Below are 17,830 nucleotides of genomic sequence, written 5' to 3'. Positions count from 1 at the left end.
CAAGTTGATGTACGGATTGTGACCGAGTCGACCTGACCTGCGGATTCAGTTGATCATGTGGCTCGGCGACCAGCCCACACGGCCAGCTGGGCCCGTGACCGCAGCCCCAGCTTCGACCTCGCATGGATCACGTGACGGGCGACGGTGTGCGGCGAGATCCCCAGCCGCTGCCCGATCTGGCGGTTCGTCAGCCCTTCCGCCACCAACGTCGCCACGTGCCGCTCGCGTGCGGAGATCGCGCCCTCGGCGTCCCCGGCGACCGGCTGGGTGGTCAGGCCGTAGGAGATGGCCTGCGCCAGCGACATCCGCTCGCCGGTCGACTCCGCGGCGCGCAGCCGGGCGGCGGGGAGCCGGTCGCGGCACACGGCGCGCGCCTCGTCGAGCAGGTCCTGCCAGTACGGCTCGGCGCGGAGGTCGTAGCGGGTGCGGACGGCGGAGGCGGCGGTGAGCAGGGAGAGCGCGCGTTCGTCGTCGGAGCCCATGCCGACCAGGGCCAGTGCGAGCCCTTCGAGGTCGTAGTACTGGTCCACGGGGTGTTCGGAGCCGACGACGAGGCCTTCGCGGAACACCTCGACGGCCTCGGCGCGGTTCCCCCTGGCCAGGGCGATGGCCCCCGCGGTGTGCAGCACCGGGTTCAGCATGTGCGGCAGGCCGAACAGACGCGTGAGCGCCAGCGCCTCGGTGACGAGCGGCGCGGCCGGCTCGGGCTCGCCGTGCTGCACCAACGTCCAGCCGTAGGAGTTCAGGACGATGGCGAGGGCGAGCTTGTCGCCGGAGTCGCGCAGGAGCGCGGCCGCCTCGTCGAACAGCCGCCGGGCCAGCGCCGCGTCGCCGATGTGGGCCTCGGCGGAGGCGAGCACCTCCAGGGCCCGGGCCGTCGTGCCGGGCCGCCCGGCGCCCGCGCGTTCGATCGCCAGGGACTCGGTCGCGAACCGGCGGGTCGCGTGCCAGCCGCCGCGCAGGCGGTGGTGCATCGCGGCCAGCACCGCCAGGACGCTGCGGTACGCCGGTGGCAACGGCCGCGAGAGCGCCCGGTGCAGCAGTTCGGCCGGGGCGCCGCGCGGTCCGCGGGGCGTGGAGGTCCAGGCGGTCGCGACGATCGTGAGGGCGTGCCGCGACCAGTCGCCGGTCTCGGCGGTGCGGGCCGCGGCCAGCTCGACCAGGCCGACGTGGCGGTCCAGGCGCAGCACGATCGGCGGCGCCGGGAAGAACGACGAGATCTCCGGCTCCACGACCGAACACACCCACTCGACCACACGGTCGGCCACAAGAGAGATGTCGTCGCTCTCGACCGCGCGTTCGTGGCAGTAGAGGCGAACGGATTCGAGCTGGCGGAACGTCGTGTGCCCACCGGTCCGGTTCGCGACCAGCAGCGACTTCCGCTCCAGGCCGGTCAGCAGGTCCAGCGCGTCGGGAACGCCGCAGACCGCGCTCGCCACCCCGAGGTCGAACGGCGCGCCCAGCACGGCGAGGCGCCGCGACGCGGCCTGTTCCCGCGGCGGGAGCAGGTCGTAGCTCCAGCCGATCGCCGCCCGCAGCGTGCGGTGCCGGTCGTCCACCGAGCGCGGGCCGCCGGCCAGCACCGCCAGGCTGGTGTTCAGGCGGGCGGCGATCTCGGCGGGGGACAGCACCGGGACGCGGCGCGCGGCGAGCTCGATCGCCAGCGGCATGCCGTCGAGCGACCGGCACACGGCCACGACGTCGGCGACGTTCGACGCGTCCACCTCGAACGAGCGGTCCACCGAGACGGCGCGGTCGCGGAAGAGCACCACCGCGTCGTGGCGCACCGCCTCGGCCACGTCGGCGTCGGCGGGTGGCAGCTCCAGTTCGCCGACCGCGAAGACCTGCTCGCCGGCCAGGCGCAGCGGCTCCCGCGACGTCACCAGGACGCGCAGCCGCGGGCAGCCCTCCAGCAGGTCCTGCACGGCGTCGGCGGAGGAGGCCAGCAGGTGCTCGCAGTTGTCCAGCACGAGCAACGGTCGCCGGTGCTGCCCGACCTCGGCGATCACGGCCTCCCGCGCCGACCGGCCGGGCAGCGGGTGCGCGCCGACGGCGTGGTGGATCGCCTGGTCGACGTCCGACGCCGGAGCCAGCGCCGTCCACCACACCCGGTCGGCGCGCCTGGCGGCGTGCTGGGCGGCGAGCCTGGTCTTGCCCGCGCCCGCCGGGCCGACCAGCGAGACGAGGCGTTCCCCGGCGAGCCGGGCGAGTGCCGCGAGCTCTGCGCGGCGTCCGACGAACGTGTCGAGCGGCGTGGGCACCGCCGAGGACGAAGGGGAGTCGCCGCGAGCGGAGTTGCGTTCGCGGTAGGCGCGCTGACGACAGGCGTTCGAGCAGTAGCGCCGGCCCTCGGCGATCGGGTCCCCACATGTCACGCAGGCGGCGTCGGCCGTCATGGCACCCAACCGTACCCGGCGCGTAACGATCCGTAACGCCCGCTGTTTCAGGGTATTGAGGCCTGCCCGGGCCGTCGGGACGATCCGGTGATGACAGCAGGGACCAGACCTCCGAACCCCTCTCTCGTCCCGCCGCAGGACCGCCTCGTGGTCGACGAGTGGCTCGCGCGCATCACCGCCGTCGTCGGCGGGGAGCCGACGGACACCGGCCCGGAGGCGTGCCGCTCCGCCGCCGAGGCCGCGGAGGAGCTGAGCGCCTACCTCTGGATGCTGCGCTCGCTCCGCCGCCGAACGGCCTAATCAGGACCGGTTTCTCTGGCTCGATCAAGAGATCCGCACTATCCCTGTGACCAGGGACGCAGTTCGGCAGATAGGGTGGGCCTGTTCCTGCCCAAGCTGAACGCAAGGAGTCAGTCGTGACGGTTCGTGTAGGTGTCAACGGTTTCGGTCGGATCGGGCGCAACTTCTTCCGCGCCGTGAGGGCCGGCGGCCACGACATCGAGATCGTCGCGTTCAACGACCTCGGTGACGTCGCCACCATGGCCCACCTGCTGAAGTACGACAGCATCCTCGGTCGTCTGGACGCCGACGTGCAGGTCACCGACGAGGGCATCTCCGTCGACGGCAAGGTCATCAAGGCCCTCGCCGAGCGCAACCCGGGCGCTCTGCCCTGGAAGGACCTCGGCGTCGACGTCGTGGTCGAGTCGACCGGCTTCTTCACCGACGCCACCAAGGCCCGCGCGCACGTGGACGAGGGCGGCGCCAAGAAGGTCATCATCTCCGCGCCGGCCAAGAACGAGGACCTGACGGTCGTCATCGGCGCCAACGAGGAGAAGTTCGACGGTTCGCAGACGATCATCTCGAACGCGTCCTGCACCACCAACTGCCTCGCGCCGCTGGCCAAGGTCCTCAACGACAGCTTCGGCATCGAGCAGGGCCTCATGACCACGATCCACGCGTACACGCAGGACCAGAACCTGCAGGACGCGCCGCACAGCGACCTCCGCCGTGCCCGCGCCGCCGCGCTGAACATCGTCCCGACCTCGACGGGTGCCGCCAAGGCCATCGGCCTGGTGCTGCCGGAGCTCAAGGGCAAGCTCGACGGCTACGCGCTGCGCGTGCCGATCCCCACCGGCTCGGCCACCGACCTGACCGTCACGCTCAAGCGCGAGGTCACCGTCGACGAGATCAACGCCGCGTACAAGGCCGCCGCCGAGGGCCCGCTGGCCGGCATCCTCAAGTACTCGACCGACCCGATCGTGTCGGCCGACATCGTCACCGACCCGCACTCGTGCATCTACGACGCGCCGCTGACCAAGGTGATCGGCAACCAGGTCAAGGTCGTCGGCTGGTACGACAACGAGTGGGGCTACTCCAACCGCCTCGCGGACCTGGTCAAGCTCGTCGCCTCGAAGATCTGAGTCCGGGAGCGAGTGCGTTGAAGACTCTCAGCGACCTGCTCGCCGAGGGTGTCGCGGGTCGGCGCGTGCTGGTGCGCGCCGACCTGAACGTCCCCCTCGACGGAGACAAGATCACCGACGACGGCCGCGTCCGCGCGTCGGTCCCGACGATCAAGGCCCTCGCCGACGCGGGTGCCCGCGTGGTCGTCACCGCTCACCTCGGCCGCCCCAAGGGCGAGCCGGACCCGAAGTTCTCGCTCGCCCCGGCGGCCGCTCGCCTCGGTGAGCTGCTCGGCACCGAGGTCGCGCTGGCGTCGGACCTCGTCGGCCCGTCCGCCACGTCCGTGGTCGGCGCGCTGACCGACGGTGGCGTCGTGATGCTGGAGAACGTCCGCTTCGACGCCCGGGAGACCTCGAAGGTCGACGCGGAGCGCGAGGAGCTGGCCGAGGAGCTCGCGTCGTTCGCGGACGCGTTCGTGTCCGACGGCTTCGGCGTCGTGCACCGCAAGCAGGCCTCGGTCTACGACGTCGCGAAGAAGCTGCCCGCGTACGTGGGCGGTCTCGTCGAGGCCGAGCTCGGCGTGCTGCGCAAGCTCACCGACGACCTGGAGCGCCCGTACGTCGTCGCGCTCGGCGGCTCGAAGGTGTCCGACAAGCTCGGCGTCATCGCGAACCTGCTGACCAAGGTCGACAAGCTCCTCGTCGGCGGCGGCATGGCGTACACGTTCCTCAAGGCCCAGGGCCACGAGGTCGGCACGTCGCTGCTGCAGGAGGACCAGCTCGACCAGGTCAAGGGCTTCCTCGCGGAGGCCGAGAAGCGCGGCGTCGAGCTCGTGCTGCCGGTCGACGTGCTGGTCACGGCCGAGTTCGGCAGCCCCGAGCACGACGTCGTCGGCACCGACGCGATCCCCGCCGACAGGATGGGCCTCGACATCGGCCCGAAGTCGCGCGAGCTGTTCGCCTCGAAGCTGGCCGACGCCAAGACCGTGTTCTGGAACGGCCCGATGGGCGTCTTCGAGATCGAGACCTACGCCGGCGGCACCCGTGCCGTCGCGGAGGCCCTGGTCGCGTCCGAGGCGTTCACCGTCGTCGGCGGTGGCGACTCCGCCGCGGCCGTGCGCGCGCTGGGTCTGCTCGAGGACGGTTTCTCGCACATCTCCACCGGTGGTGGCGCGTCCCTCGAGTTCCTGGAGGGCAAGGAACTCCCCGGCATCAGCGTTTTGGAGTCCTGATGGCAGCCCGGCTCCCGCTCATCGCGGGCAACTGGAAGATGAACCTCAACCACCTCGAGGCGATCGGCCTCGTGCAGAAGATCGCCTTCTCCCTGCCGGAGAAGTACTTCGCCAAGGTCGAGGTGGCCGTTCTTCCCCCGTTCGTCGACATCCGCAGCATCCAGACGCTGGTCGACGGCGACAAGCTGCTGATCAAGTACGGCGCGCAGGACATCTCGCGGCACGACTCCGGCGCCTACACCGGTGAGGTGTCCGGCCCGATGCTCGCGAAGCTCGGCTGCCACTACGTGGTCGTCGGGCACTCCGAGCGCCGCGAGTACCACGGCGAGACGGACGCGATCGTCAACGCCAAGGTCAAGGCGGCGCTGAAGGTCGGCGTCACCCCGATCTTCTGCTTTGGCGAGAAGCTGGACGTCCGCGAGGCCAAGGGTCACCTGGAACTCGTGCGCCAGCAGCTGCAGGACGGCCTCAAGGGTTTCACCGCCGAACAGGTCGCCAAGATCGTGTTCGCGTACGAGCCGGTCTGGGCCATCGGCACCGGCAAGACCGCCTCCTCGGCCGACGCGCAGGAGGTGTGCTCGCTGGTCCGCTCGTTCGTGGCGGAGAAGTACGGCGAGGAGACCGCTGCCGTCGTCCGCGTGCTCTACGGCGGTTCGGTGAAGTCGTCCAACATCGGTGAGCTCATCGGGCAGAAGGACATCGACGGCGCTCTCGTCGGCGGCGCCAGCCTGCAGGCCGACGAGTTCACCAAGCTGTGCGCTCTGGCTGCCGGCGGGCCCCTGCCCTAGGTTGATCAAAGGTGCCGACCGCTCGCCCTGGTCCGCCTCCTCCGGTGTCCCGCTGACCACCGCAGGAGGCGGTTAAGGTGGGCGGTCAGCGCGTCTGAACCCTTAATCCCACTGGTTGCACACGTTCGGCAGTCGAACAGGTACTCTATGGCGTCGGCTGCCTGACAGCGAGGAAGAAATGATCCTGTTCCTGCAGATCCTGTTGATCGTCTCCAGCGTGCTGCTGGTGCTGCTCGTGCTGCTGCACCGCGGCCGGGGCGGTGGCCTTTCCTCGCTGTTCGGCGGCGGTATGCAGTCGAGTCTGTCCGGTTCCTCCGTTGTCGAGAAGAACCTCGACCGCCTGACGCTGTTCGTCGGCGCGATCTGGGTCATCGCCATCGTGGGCATCGGGCTGCTGATCAAGCTCCCCGGAGCCTGATCTTCCGTTCAGCGGCAGAAGCCCTCAGGGGCTTGGGGTAACCACTTGGTGGGGGTGTAACGGTCGATGTCTGGTGGTAACGCGATTCGCGGTACCCGCGTCGGCGCAGGCCCGATGGGTGAATCGGAGCGCGGCGAGTCCGCGCCCCGTCGTCGGGTGTCGTACTGGTGCGCGAACGGTCACGAGTCTCGGCCTTCCTTCGCGGTCGACGCGGAGATCCCGGAGAACTGGGACTGCCCGCGCTGCGGCCTGCCGGCAGGTCGTGACGAGCAGACGCCACCCGCGCCTCCGCGCAACGAGCCGTACAAGACGCACCTTGCGTACGTGAAGGAGCGGCGCTCCGACGCGGACGGCGAGGCGATCCTCGAAGAGGCTCTCGCCAAGCTCCGCCGTCAGCGCGAAGAGCCGTAAGTCCGGCTCGCGGAGCAACTCGGTTCAACGTGAAGGGCCCCTCTACTGCGGAGAGGGGCCCTTCACGTGCATCCGGGGGTGGGTGAGGAGCGGTGGGCCCGGTGCGCGTTCCGGGGAGGCGGACGCGCTTTCCGTCCGGCTAGCGGCGCAGCCCGCTGAACTGGCGGCGCAGCATCGCCGCGCCCACGAGCAGGAAGAACAGCAGCACCACGAGCGTGCTGGTCGTGCCGCCCGACGAGCTCGACAGCGTCACGTCGACGTTGCCCACGAGCACGATGCCGCACTCCGCGCGCACCTTGTGACGGCCGGGCTCGATGGTCGAGAACCTCACCGGGGAGCGGAAGTTCCCGTCCCCGTCGGCGACGGTCTGGCCGACGTCCTGGCCCAGCGACCTCAGCGTGACGTTCGCGCCCTTCGGGCAGCCCGTGCCCGTCGCGGTCAGGTCGTCGCCGGGCTGGATGTTCTCCTTGTCGAGCACCAGGACGCCCTCACCGGGGGTCGTCAGGGCGTCGGTGGACGAGGGAGGGTTCTCCGAGGACGACGGCGGGGTGGACGACGTGGTCGTGGTGGTCACCGGGGGAGTCGTGGTCGTGATGACCGGCGGACGGGTCGTCACCGGCGGGTTGGTCACCGGGGGGTTGGTGACGGGCGGCTGCGTGGTGGTGATCGGCGGCCGTGCGGTGGTGACGGGCGGTGGAGGCGTCACGGTGAACCTGCCGAACGCGGACCGGCCGCACTCGTCGGTCGCGGTGTAGCTGTGGGTGGTCGGCTTGGAGCCGGCCGGGATGGTGGCGGTGACCGAACCGTTAGCCGCCCAGGGCGCGGTGGCCAGTACGCTTCCCGCCCAGTTGATGCGCATGGTGCCCTTGCACCTGTAAAAGCCCGACCAGGTGAAAGTCGCGGTCGAGCCCGCAGGTCCGCTGCCGGGGTTCACGCTCACCGAGGGCGCCTGCTGGGCCCCGGCCGGTGTGGCGCTCAGCACCGTAACACCGGCCGTGATGGCCACGAGTAAGCCTAAAGACCGCATTCCTTCTCCCCGGATCAGAACCTAAGGTGCGCTAGTGAGACGTCGCATGGCCGGTGCAGGTTTACTGCTGTTGGGCGGAATTATGCTGCTCCCGTCCACGGCCTCCGCACAGGACTCGTCCGTGATCCTCGAGGCCGATGTGGACGGTAGGCCGGTCGGAGTAGGAACGCTGGCGCTGGACCCGTCGAAGACCGCCAAGGTCTCCATCACGGTCCGCAACAACACGAGCACCGTGCAGCGCGTGAAGGCCGTGCGGATCAGCGGCACCGCGCTGGCGTTGACCTTCTTCGCTTACGACACAACGGTTCCGTTCGACGTGCCGGCGAAGTCCTCGGAGACCCGGTCGTTCCCGCTCGAGCCCACCGACCTCGGCTCGCAGGCGATCGGTCTGCTCCCGGTCGCGGTCGAGGTCGTCGACACCCAGCGGGACACCATCGCGTCGGTCGAGACGACCGGCGACATCAGGGGCTCGCTCTGGTCGGTCTACGGGGCGTTCGGCCTGGGTGTGCTCGTGCTGACGGGGTTGTCGTGGGCGGGGGCGTTGATGGCGTTGGCGCGCAGGCGACTGCCCGCGAACCGGTGGCAGCGCGCGATGCGGTTCCTGCCCGCCGGGATCGGGACCGGGCTGATCGCGGTGATCTCGTTGTCGGTGCTGCGGCTCGTGGCGCCGTCGCCGACGGCGGAGATCCCGTTCATCCTCGGCGCCGCGGCGGCAGCGTTCGTCCTCGGCTACGTGACACCGCATCCGGGTGGGAGGCAACCGTCCTCAATGGACGCGGAGACCGTGAGGTTCCGGCTGTGAACCAGTCCAGCGTGGTCGCCGCCCTGCCGCAGTACGCCGTCGGTGAGCAGATCGGCGAGGGCGGCATGGGCGTCGTCTACGGTGGCGTGCACCGGCAGCTCGGGCGTCCCGTGGCGATCAAACGGCTTCCGCACGCGGTGGCCGAGGACCCGCGGATGAGCGAGCGCTTCGAGCACGAGGCGCGGCTGCTGGCGCGGCTCGACCACCCGCACATCGTGCCCGTCTACGACTACGTCCGGCAGCAGGGCGAGCACCTGCTGGTGATGGAACGCCTCGACGGCGGCACGGTCTGGTCGCGGTTCGCGAGCGACGGCCTCACGGCGCAGCAGTCGTGCGGGATCGTGCTGGCGGCGCTGAGCGGTCTGCACGCTGCGCACGAGGCCGGGGTGCTGCACCTCGACGTGAAGCCCAAGAACCTGCTCTTCACCTCGAACGGCGTGGTGAAGGTGGCGGACTTCGGCATCTCCCAGGTGGTGTCGGAGGGCGCGACTCTCGTGACGCACGGCGGTGCGGTGCTCGGCACGCCCGCCTACATCGCGCCGGAGCAGGCGATGGGCAACCCCTTGTCGCCGGCGGCGGACGTCTACGCGACCGGCACGATGCTCTACGAACTGCTGTGCGGCGACCTGCCGTTCGAACGCGGCGGCGGCCCGATCGCAATGATCCAGAAGCGGGTGTTCCAGGACCCGCGGCCGTTGCCGAAGGTGCCGGAACCCCTTGCGGGCGTGGTGATGCGCAGCATCGCGCGGGAGCCGGAGGCCCGCTACCGCAACGCCGAGACGTTCGCGATCGACCTGGCGGGCGCGGCGGCCCACCTGTTCGGCCCGGACTGGCTGCTGCGGCTGAACATTCCGGTGCACCTCGCGCCGCAGGTGTCCGCGTCGTCCACCCGCCCGTCGCTGCGGCCCGTGCCCGAACGCGACACCGTCACGCTGGCGGGGCAGCGGATCCGGGCGACGCTCGTCGACCCGGTCCCCGCCGCGCGGCTGAGCGGCAGCACGCTGGTGCCGGCCGCGCAGGTGATCAAGCCGCCGTCGGCGCCGTGGGCGCTCTGGCTGGTGGCCGCGCTCGCGTTGGTCGCTCTCGTCGTGGTGCCGTTCGTCGCGACCGGCACGCCGCCGGACACGAAGATCACGCAGGACCTCGCGGACCCGGTGAAGGTCGAGGGCACGCATCTCGTCGTGACGGCCGCGGGCATCCCGCTCGCCGACGTGCCCCAGCGCGGACCGGAGGGCTTCGTGCTGCCCGGCGCGGCGCGGTGGATCATCGGCGGTGTCGTGACGGCCCAGGTCGACGAGCAGCCGCCGTTCCTGCTGGAGTCGAGCCGGACGCCGTGGCTCAGCCTCATGGGCACCGGCTCGCTGCTGTTGCTGCTCTTCGCGTTCGCGTACCTGGAGTCGAACCTGCGCGCGTTGCGACGCCGGCAGACCGGCATGGCGGCGGTGATCGCGTCGGTGCCGCTCGGGCTCGGGCTGGGTCTTGCTGTGTGGCTGCTTGTGTCCGTGTTGCTCAAACACGAGCCGGCGATGTCCATCGCGCTGACGTGCGGTGTGCTCGGCGCTGCGGCGGCGTTGAGCGCGTCACTCGCCTCTAAGCGGCCCTGACCGCCCGCTCGACCAGGTCCGCGAGCTCCCTCGCGTATTCGGAGACGTCGGTGTCCGGCCGGGCCCAGAGTTCGGCCGGTGCCGCCTCCATCGCGGCGAGCACCGTCACCGCCATCACCCGTGGCGAGAACTCCCGCAGCTCACCGGCCCGCTGCCCCTCGCGGAACATGTCCTCCAGCTCGGTCAGCGTGCGCGCGTTCTGCTCCTCCGACCACGTCCGCGCGGCTTCGGCGTCCCGCGCGGCGTCGGCGATCTGCCCGATCGCGACCAGTTCGGCGGGGTGCTCGGCGCAGTAGTGCACGAATCCCTCGACGAGCGCCCGCAGGGCCGAGACGTACCCGTCGGCGTTCTCGGTGCGCGCGGTCAGCGCCTGGTCCATCGAGTCGTGCACGGTCAGCACGACCTGTTTCATCAACTCCTCGCGCTTGGCGAAGTGGTACGTGATGAGCCCCGGGCTGATGCCCGCACGCTGCGCGATCCGCACGAACGACGCCTTGGCGTACCCGATCTCGGCGATCGTCGCGATGGTCGCGGCGACGATCTGCGAGCGCCGGGCGTCCTCGATGAAGCTGCGCTTCTGGTCGCCCGACCGATTTTCTGGTTGCATGACCAGTAGCCTAGTTGAGCAACTAGTCAGGGGGAACGATGTTCAGTCGGAAGGTGTTCCTGAAGGCCGTCGCGGGGGCCGCCGCGCTCGCGAGCCTCGGGCAGGGTACGGCGTCGGCGGCACCGAAGAAGCGCGGCGGCGTCTGCTACGACACGGGCGTTCTGCACGCCGTGGGGGAACCGTTGAGCCGTGTGCGGTGGAGCCGCCGCCAGCTGGAACGGGAGATCGGCTTGATCGCGGGCGACCTGAACTGCCCGTCGATCACGGCGTTCGGCACCGACCTCGGCCGCCTCGCGGAGACCACGGACGTGGCGTTGCGCCACGGTATGCGGGTCTTCGTGCAGCCGCGTCTCTATGACCACCCGCAAGAGGAGGTCCTGGAGCACATGGCAGAGGCCGCGCGCACGGCCGAACGGAAGCGGCACGGCGACAACGTCACGTTCGTGACGGGCTGCGAGCACTTCCTCTTCACCCCGGGGATCATCCCCGGCGACTCGTTCCTGGAACGGATCGCGATCATCCCGACGATCCCGGACTCCGAGTGGCCGAACGTCATCCGGCGCTTCCGCGCGTTCATGGCGAAGGCGGTCGAGGTGTCGCGCCGGGAGTTCCGCGGCCGCATCACCTACGGCGCGGCCGCGGGCGCCGACGCCAGGTGGAACGACTGGTCGTTGTTCGACCTGGTCGGGCTCGACTACTACGAGCACTTCCAGACCGACGCGGAGTACACCGCCGACCTGGAGGGATACCGCCGCTGGGGCAAGCCGCTCATGGTCCTCGAGTACGGCTGCTGCACGTTCACCGGCGCCGCGGAGGCCGGGGGGATGGGCTGGGACGTCGTCGACCACGAGGCCGACCCGCCCGTGGTCAAGCCCGGCTTCGAGCGGGACGAACGCGAGCAGGCCGACCACGTCGCCCGCATGCTGCGCGTGTTCGGCGCACAGCCCGATGTCGAGGGCTCGCACCTGTACTCGGTCATCTCACCGGACTCGCCGCACCACCCGACGTGCCGTGATCGCGACTACGACATGGCCTCGTACAGCTTGCTGCGCACGATCCGCGAGCGGTTCGACGACGACAACTCTCCGTACCGCCTGGAGCCGAAGCAGTCGTTCCACGCGTTCAAGCGCTTCAATCGGTGACGACGCGTTCCCTCGGGAACGACGCCGTCACCAGAAAGCCGCCGTCCTCGGTCGGCCCCGCCGAGAACTCGCCCCCGAGCAGCGTGGCGCGCTCGCGCAGGCCGACCAGGCCGTGACCACCGCTGGGCAGCGACGACGACGGGCTGGACGGGGCGGTGTTGCGCACCTCGACCTGCACGTTGTCGTCGTACTGGGCGTCGATGAGCACGGTCGCGCTCGCCCCGACGGCGTGCTTGCGGATGTTGGTCAAGGCCTCCTGCACCGTCCGGTAGACGGCGCCGGACACCGGTGCGGCGAGGTCCTCGACCGGGCCCTTGAGCTGGATGGTGACCTCGAAACCCGCGTCGGCGGCCAGTCCGGGCAGCTCGTCGACGCCCGGCTGGTTGTCGTCGGTGGTGCGCAGGACCGACACGAGCTGACGCAGTTCATCGAGGGTGCGCGTCGACAACATGCGGATGGTGCCGGCGACCTGCTTGTGCTCAGCGTCGGCGACGGCCATGCGCAGCGCACCGGCCTGCATGGCGATGAGGCTGACCTGGTGCGACACGACGTCATGCATCTCGCGGGCGAGCTTCGCACGTTCGTCCGCACGGATGGCGTGCGCGTGCAGCACACGCTCTCTCTCGCGTGACTCGGCCAGTTCGCGGATGCGGTCGGACAGCTCCTGCCGCGCGTGCACCAGCAGGCCGATCGCGATGGGCAGACCGGCCACCAGGAAGCCGTAGATCGCCGAGTGGAAGTGGCCGGACGCGGGCCGTTCGATCAGCTCCTCGAACGGCCAGGCGACGAACCGGCACAGCCACACCAGCGCGGCCGCGAGGCCCGTCTGCCAGCCACCGACGTAGCGGCGGGCGACCGTGTAGAGGGCGATCATCGCGGCGAGCTGCGACCAGCCGACGAAGAAGCCGGGGATCGTCAGCACGAGCGTGAGGAACGGGAACCGGCGGCGCAGCACCAGCGCGCCGACCGCGAGCCAGTTGAGCCACAGCTGGTAGTCCTCGATCGGCGGCAGGTCCGTGATCGGGTCCGCTTCGAGCCACAGCCCGTACAGCCAGACGTCGAGAACGGCGAAGAAGATCAACGCCAGGTCCGCGAGCACCTGCCGGTAGTCACCACTGATCGGCCAGCGCGAGCCGGCCACCCTCTTCGACCGGTCGGCCGGGAGCAGCGTCGTGGTCAGGATCCGACCTCCCCTGTGAGCCTTCCGACCCTCACCGTACTGCGCATATGCGGCGGATGGCATTGGCTGCCCCTTCACCCCGACCTGCCCCGTCATGGGGGTAAGACGCCCGCACACGCGAATCTGTACGGCTGTCGGCTCACATATGTGCTACCGCACACGCTCGTGCGAGCGCGTGCGGTAGTCACAGCACCACTACGGACAGAGCTTCCAGCTGAACTGGTACGTCGTGTCGATCGCGCCGTCGGTCGAGTCCATCGACACGAAGCTCGTCGTAGTGGCCGTGTTGGACGTGCCCGGGTAGACCCGCAGCTCGGTGTTGATGTTGAAGTTTCTCTTCTCGCCGCACGGCGAGTAGACGATCGCGGCGACCTCGGTCGTGTCGGTGGCCTGCCAGGCGTCGCTGTGCGGGCCGTTGTACCGGTGCTGCGCCGAGTCGTTCTGCGACATGCCCTGGAAGTAGTAGTTGGCCTTCTGGACGGCGTACGCGCCTCTTTCCAGGTGCGCGAAGCCTCTGTAGTCGGCCTGGGCGATGCCGTAGGTGAAACCCTGCGGCACGTTCACCCGCAGGTTGAGCTGGCAGTTCTTGCGGAAGTCGGTCGGCCGCGCACCGACCCCGACCTGGGCCAGGTAGTCGCTGTAGGTGACGGTGAACGCCTTGTTGTCCTCGGACACCGCGACGGCCGCGGTGCCCGCCGGGCAGCCCGAGCCGTTGACCGTGACGATGTCGATCGTGATGTGGTCGGGCGGCGGCGTCCGGTTCGGCGCGCCGGGCGGGATGACGATGGTCGAGGCCAGCAGAGCAACGGCAACCGCGGTGAGCATGGGGGCACCTTTCCGACGCGTCTCACAGGGGTGGCGGCGGTGGCGGGCGGTGGCGGCCTTTGTGAAAATCAGCAACGCTTCCAGGAGAAGTGGTACAGCGTGCGCACTTCTCCGCGCGTGTAGTCCATCGTCATGAAACTGTTCGCATTGGGGTCCGAGGTACCTTTGTCGACGCGCAGCGAACTGTTGACGTTCAGATTCTTCTTCTCGCCGCAGGGCGCGTGGACGATGTCCGCGAACTCGGTTCGATGAGTGATCGACCAGTTGTCGTCGAACGGCCCCGTGAACGTGTGCTTCCACGTGTTGGTGGCCGATTGACCCTGGAAGTAGTAATTCACGTACTGGTACCCGGTCGCCCCGCGCTGGAGGTTCCCGTATCCCGCGTAGGTGGCTTCCGCGATGCCGTAGGTGAAACCCTGCGGGACGTTGACCTGCAGGTTGAGCTGGCAGTTCTTGCGGAAGTCGGTCGCACCCGCGCCCTTGCCCGCCTGGGCCAGGTAGTCGCTGTAGATCACCCAGAACGAGGTGTTGTCCGGCGAGACGACCACTTCGGCGCTGCCCTGCCTGCACCCGGAACCGTTCACCGTCACCACGTCGATCGTCACCCGGTCCGCGGGCCTCGGATCGGCGTTCGCGGGTGTGGGCGACAATGTGAACAGCACGGCCAGGGCGGCTGCCGCCGTCGCTTTGCGCATGAAGTTGGCCTTTCCTGGTGCCTCTTTCCCGGCGTGGAGCGGCAGCGGTGCCGCGAAGATTAGCGCAGGTCCTCGACCAATGGTGTGACCCAAACGGCTCAAGTCATCCCGACGGAGCAGCCCGTGAACGGTTGTCGGAAATAGGAGCCGACCTGGTGCTGAGGGAACGAATGCTTTCAGGCATACTTGCCCGCATGTCGCTGGCCGGTCTGGTGCTCGTCGTGGAAGACGAGGACCCCGTGCGGAGGTACACCGTGAGCCTGCTCGAGGAGCTGGGCTTCGCAGTCCTGCAGGCCACCGACGGCACGGAGGCCATCGCGATCCTGCGCGACCGGCGGCCCGAGGTCGGCGCGATGCTGCTCGACCACAGCATGCCGGGCCTGTCCGGCGAGGAGGTGCTCGCCGAGCTGGAGCGCGAGGGCCTCACCGTGCCGGTGGTGCTGACGAGCGGCTACGACCGCACGTCGCTCGAACGCCGCTTCGCGGGCCACGAGGTCGCGGGCTACCTGCAGAAGCCGTTCCGGATCGAGGCGCTGGACGAGACCGTCCGCCACGTGCTCGCGCGGAGCGCTCAGGCGTCCTGAGCCAGCACCTCGCGGACGCGTTCGAGCAGCTCCGACTCCACGTACGGCTTCGTGATCAGCACCTCGTCGTCGAGGACCTCGTCGGTCGTGTAGCCGGACATGTAGATCACCGCGGGCGCGACGCCGGTCGAGCGCAGCAGCCGCACGAGCTCGGGACCGCCCATCTTCGGCATGACGACGTCGGTGAGCACCAGGTCGATCGTGCTGCGGTGCGCGGTGGCGAGCTGCAGCGCCTCCTGGCCGTCGCCCGCCTCGACCACCGCGTACCCCGCGATCTCCAGCGAGCGCCTGGTCATGATCCGCACCTGCGCGTCGTCCTCCACGAGCAACACCGTGCCGACGCCTCGGTGCGTGGAGATGCGCCGCACGCACGGAGCCTCAGGGGTGCCGTCGCGTTCGACCGGCACGGGCAGGTAGACCTCGACGGTCGTGCCGGCGCCGGGTGCGCTGATCAGCTCGATCTGCCCGCCTGACTGCTGCACGATGCCGAACACCGTGGACAGGCCGAGCCCGGTGCCCTTGCCGACCGGCTTGGTGGTGAAGTACGGCTCGAACACCTGCGCCCGCACGTCCGGTGCCATGCCGGAGCCGGTGTCCCGCACGCGCAGCACCACGTACGCGCCCGGCCGCACGCCCACGATCCGGCCGGTCTCGCCGCCGCCGAGCGTCGTGTCCTCGATCGAGATCGTCAGCGTGCCGCCGTCGGGCATGGCGTCGCGGGAGTTGACCGCGAGGTTGAACAGGATCTGCTCGACCTGACCCGCGTCCGCCCACACCCGCGCGGTGTCGGGCAGGCGCATCTCCAGCTCGATGCGGTCGCCCACGAGCGTGCGCAGCATCGAGTGCACCTTGGTGAGGTTGCGCTTGAGGTCGAGCGACTCCGGGTGCAGCACCTGCTGGCGGGTGAAGGCGAGCAGCTGGCGCGTGAGGTTCGCGGCCCGTTCGCCCGCGTGCCGGATGTCCTCGATCGCCGTGCGCCGCGGATCGTCCTGGAGGGTGCGGCGCAGCAGCATCTCGCTGTTGCCGTTCACGACCGTGAGGATGTTGTTGAAGTCGTGTGCGATGCCACCGGTCAACCGTCCGATGGCCTCCATCTTCTGCGCGTGCCGCAACTGCGCTTCCGTCTCGCCGACGCGTTCTTCGAGGCGTGCGCGCGCGTCCTTCAGCTCCTGCATCAACCCGATGCCGCGTAACGCGCTGCTGAGCTGCTGCTGCACGGCCTCGTAGATCCAGCCGGGCTCCGGGCCCTCCTCGAAGAGCACGTACCCGAGGTGGTCCTCGTCGGTGTAGAGCGGCGCCACCAGCGCGCTGAACGGCTCGTCGCGCCGGAACGGGTACGGCGTCAGGTTGATCGCCGGAAACGGTGTCTCCTGCGGGCTCTTCAGTTCGTTGTTCTCGAACCGCACGAGCGCGCGCGCCGTACCTGGCGTGTCATACGCCATGACGTGACAGCCAGGGATGTTGAGGCGGGGGAGCTCTTCGGCGAGCGCGGTCGTCAGCTCTTCCACGTCCCGTGAGGCGATAAGCCGTTGCCCTGCTTCGCGCACTCTCTGGTCGTGGCGCTCGTGCTCCAGGTACTTGAAGCGTGCGTCCGTGGCGAACGCATCGCCCAGAAGGAGCTGCACGCGCAGCCACAGGTCGTTGATGATCGTGGCGTCGCTGATGCGCGCCGTCACGAACCGGTGCAGGTCGAACAACGGCGGCCACCACCGCGCCGGCTCGCACCCGGCGCGCGCGCTCGACCGGATGTACTCGGCGAGCAGCTTCAGGAACTCCGCGCCCTCGACCTCGCCGCGCCCGGCGGCCATCAGTTCGACGACGAGCTGTTCGGCCCAGTCCCGCGGCAGCCTCGCGGACGGGCGCCCGATCGAGTCCCGCAGGTGGTCGGCCACGGTGGACGCGGTCGCGGACTCGTTGACGACGAGCCTGTCGTGCGCGGGCGCGTGGCCACCCAGACCGGACGGCAGGCAGCCGCACGACCGGCGCACGACCAGCTCGGTCGGCATCATCTGGCGCTGCCGCGTGGGTTTGCCGTTCACCAGCGCCACCGCCAGCTCCACGGCCCGGATGCCCATCTCGCGGAACGGCGCGCGCACGGTCGTGAGGTCGTTCGCGCGGACGTCGGTGTGGTTGTCGTACCCGACGACGGCGATCTCCTCCGGCGTGCGGAACCCGAGCTCCTCCAGCGCGGCCACGATCCCGAGCGCGTAGTCGTCGCTCGCGGCGGCGATGGCGTCCGGTGGCTCGTCGAGACCCGCGAGCATCTTGCGCACGGACTCGGCGGCGCGTCCCGGCTCCCAGATCACCGGGCCGGGCATCGTGATGAGCTTCGGGTCGAGCGGGATTCCGTGGTTCTGCAACGACTCCATGTAGCCGAGGAACCGTTCTCGGGCACCCGCATGCGTTTGAGGTCCCCGGACGAACGCGATCCGCCGCCTGCCGTGCACCTCGATGAGGTGGTCGACGGCCTGCTTCATGCCGTCCTGGTTGTCCACGAGGATCGTCGGCCAGTGCGCAAGGCTCGTCTCGACGCTGACGATCGGCATGGGCGCGTAGCGCTTCGTGAACTCGTACATGCCCTCGGAGCCGACGAGCTGCCCCACGCGCGTAGTCCACACCACGAGCGCATCGATGCGGTTCGGCGAGATGAGGTCGTAGACCGTGTTGGCCCTACGCTTGTGCGGATCCGGATGGTTCAAAGCACTGCCCACGAAACACA

17 protein-coding genes are annotated in these 17,830 nt (G+C 69.7%); 10 read left to right on the top strand and 7 right to left on the bottom strand.

Annotation, left to right across the window (positions count from 1 at the left end; genetic code table 11):
• Nucleotides 1-53: 53 nt before the first annotated feature.
• Nucleotides 54-2,396, bottom strand: a complete 2,343-nt coding sequence (locus BLQ91_RS38085; protein ID WP_090105220.1) for an ATP-binding protein — start codon at nucleotides 2,394-2,396, stop codon at nucleotides 54-56.
• A gap of 90 nt (nucleotides 2,397-2,486) precedes the next feature.
• On the opposite strand from BLQ91_RS38085, the gene BLQ91_RS40845 reads away from it, so the two are divergent.
• From BLQ91_RS40845 to BLQ91_RS38060, 6 genes are all read left to right on the top strand, one after another.
• Complete coding sequence (locus tag BLQ91_RS40845; protein ID WP_143023041.1) at nucleotides 2,487-2,696, top strand: hypothetical protein; 210 nt, start codon at nucleotides 2,487-2,489, stop codon at nucleotides 2,694-2,696.
• A gap of 116 nt (nucleotides 2,697-2,812) precedes the next feature.
• The gene (gap, locus tag BLQ91_RS38080; protein ID WP_090105218.1) at nucleotides 2,813-3,817 is read left to right on the top strand and encodes a type I glyceraldehyde-3-phosphate dehydrogenase; all 1,005 of its coding nucleotides are present in this window, start codon (nucleotides 2,813-2,815) and stop codon (nucleotides 3,815-3,817) included.
• 17 nt (nucleotides 3,818-3,834) lie between these two features.
• Nucleotides 3,835-5,028, top strand: coding sequence for a phosphoglycerate kinase (locus BLQ91_RS38075; protein WP_176960184.1), 1,194 nt, complete (start codon nucleotides 3,835-3,837; stop codon nucleotides 5,026-5,028).
• The gene (gene tpiA, locus BLQ91_RS38070) at nucleotides 5,028-5,816 is read left to right on the top strand and encodes a triose-phosphate isomerase (protein ID WP_090105216.1); all 789 of its coding nucleotides are present in this window, start codon (nucleotides 5,028-5,030) and stop codon (nucleotides 5,814-5,816) included. Before BLQ91_RS38075 ends, tpiA begins: the two co-directional genes overlap by 1 nt.
• A 178-nt stretch (nucleotides 5,817-5,994) precedes the next feature.
• Nucleotides 5,995-6,234 carry a preprotein translocase subunit SecG gene (gene secG, locus BLQ91_RS38065; RefSeq protein WP_030478109.1) on the top strand — a complete coding sequence of 80 codons (240 nt, stop codon included), beginning with the start codon at nucleotides 5,995-5,997 and terminating at the stop codon, nucleotides 6,232-6,234.
• 66 nt (nucleotides 6,235-6,300) lie between these two features.
• A complete protein-coding gene (locus BLQ91_RS38060; RefSeq protein ID WP_053738343.1) occupies nucleotides 6,301-6,645 on the top strand; it encodes an RNA polymerase-binding protein RbpA in 345 nt (114 codons plus the stop codon).
• 139 nt (nucleotides 6,646-6,784) lie between these two features.
• Here the strand turns inward: BLQ91_RS38060 and BLQ91_RS43215 are convergent, their stop codons facing one another.
• Nucleotides 6,785-7,504, bottom strand: coding sequence for a hypothetical protein (locus tag BLQ91_RS43215; RefSeq protein ID WP_245734264.1), 720 nt, complete (start codon nucleotides 7,502-7,504; stop codon nucleotides 6,785-6,787).
• Between the two features lie 289 nt (nucleotides 7,505-7,793).
• Between BLQ91_RS43215 and BLQ91_RS38050 the strand changes: the two genes are divergently transcribed.
• Together BLQ91_RS38050 and BLQ91_RS38045 are read left to right on the top strand one after the other, a co-directional pair.
• Entirely contained in the window at nucleotides 7,794-8,474 is a 681-nt protein-coding gene (locus BLQ91_RS38050) for a hypothetical protein (RefSeq protein ID WP_245734262.1), read from the top strand.
• Complete coding sequence (locus BLQ91_RS38045; protein ID WP_090105212.1) at nucleotides 8,471-10,078, top strand: serine/threonine-protein kinase; 1,608 nt, start codon at nucleotides 8,471-8,473, stop codon at nucleotides 10,076-10,078. The genes BLQ91_RS38050 and BLQ91_RS38045 overlap by 4 nt, the downstream gene beginning before the upstream one ends.
• Here the strand turns inward: BLQ91_RS38045 and BLQ91_RS38040 are convergent.
• Nucleotides 10,065-10,685 (bottom strand): TetR/AcrR family transcriptional regulator, encoded by a 621-nt coding sequence (locus BLQ91_RS38040; protein ID WP_090105210.1) that lies wholly within the window; start codon nucleotides 10,683-10,685, stop codon nucleotides 10,065-10,067. The genes BLQ91_RS38045 and BLQ91_RS38040 overlap by 14 nt on opposite strands.
• A gap of 38 nt (nucleotides 10,686-10,723) precedes the next feature.
• Here BLQ91_RS38040 and BLQ91_RS38035 point away from each other — a divergent pair, with 38 nt between their 5' ends.
• Complete coding sequence (locus tag BLQ91_RS38035; RefSeq protein ID WP_090105208.1) at nucleotides 10,724-11,827, top strand: glycoside hydrolase family 113 protein; 1,104 nt, start codon at nucleotides 10,724-10,726, stop codon at nucleotides 11,825-11,827.
• Here BLQ91_RS38035 and BLQ91_RS38030 read toward each other — a convergent pair.
• From BLQ91_RS38030 to BLQ91_RS38020, 3 genes are all read right to left on the bottom strand, one after another.
• On the bottom strand, nucleotides 11,817-12,968 hold the full coding sequence (locus BLQ91_RS38030; protein WP_245734260.1) for a sensor histidine kinase: 1,152 nt from the start codon (nucleotides 12,966-12,968) through the stop codon (nucleotides 11,817-11,819). The genes BLQ91_RS38035 and BLQ91_RS38030 overlap by 11 nt on opposite strands.
• A gap of 234 nt (nucleotides 12,969-13,202) precedes the next feature.
• Nucleotides 13,203-13,832, bottom strand: coding sequence for a DUF4360 domain-containing protein (locus BLQ91_RS38025; protein ID WP_090105203.1), 630 nt, complete (start codon nucleotides 13,830-13,832; stop codon nucleotides 13,203-13,205).
• Nucleotides 13,833-13,900: 68 nt separating this feature from the next.
• Nucleotides 13,901-14,527 (bottom strand): DUF4360 domain-containing protein, encoded by a 627-nt coding sequence (locus BLQ91_RS38020; RefSeq protein ID WP_090105201.1) that lies wholly within the window; start codon nucleotides 14,525-14,527, stop codon nucleotides 13,901-13,903.
• 194 nt (nucleotides 14,528-14,721) lie between these two features.
• Here BLQ91_RS38020 and BLQ91_RS38015 point away from each other — a divergent pair, with 194 nt between their 5' ends.
• Entirely contained in the window at nucleotides 14,722-15,111 is a 390-nt protein-coding gene (locus tag BLQ91_RS38015) for a response regulator (RefSeq protein ID WP_176960183.1), read from the top strand.
• On the opposite strand, the gene BLQ91_RS38010 is transcribed toward BLQ91_RS38015, so the two are convergent.
• Entirely contained in the window at nucleotides 15,099-17,822 is a 2,724-nt protein-coding gene (locus tag BLQ91_RS38010; RefSeq protein WP_090105197.1) for a substrate-binding domain-containing protein, read from the bottom strand. The two genes, BLQ91_RS38015 and BLQ91_RS38010, sit on opposite strands and share 13 nt — an antisense overlap.
• Between the last annotated feature and the right edge of the window lie 8 nt (nucleotides 17,823-17,830).

Source organism: Lentzea jiangxiensis, assembly GCF_900104175.1.
GTDB lineage: Bacteria > Actinomycetota > Actinomycetes > Mycobacteriales > Pseudonocardiaceae > Lentzea > Lentzea jiangxiensis.
The sequence above is the reverse complement of the archived record's forward strand: the minus strand, read 5'-3'. Positions and strand labels throughout refer to the sequence as shown.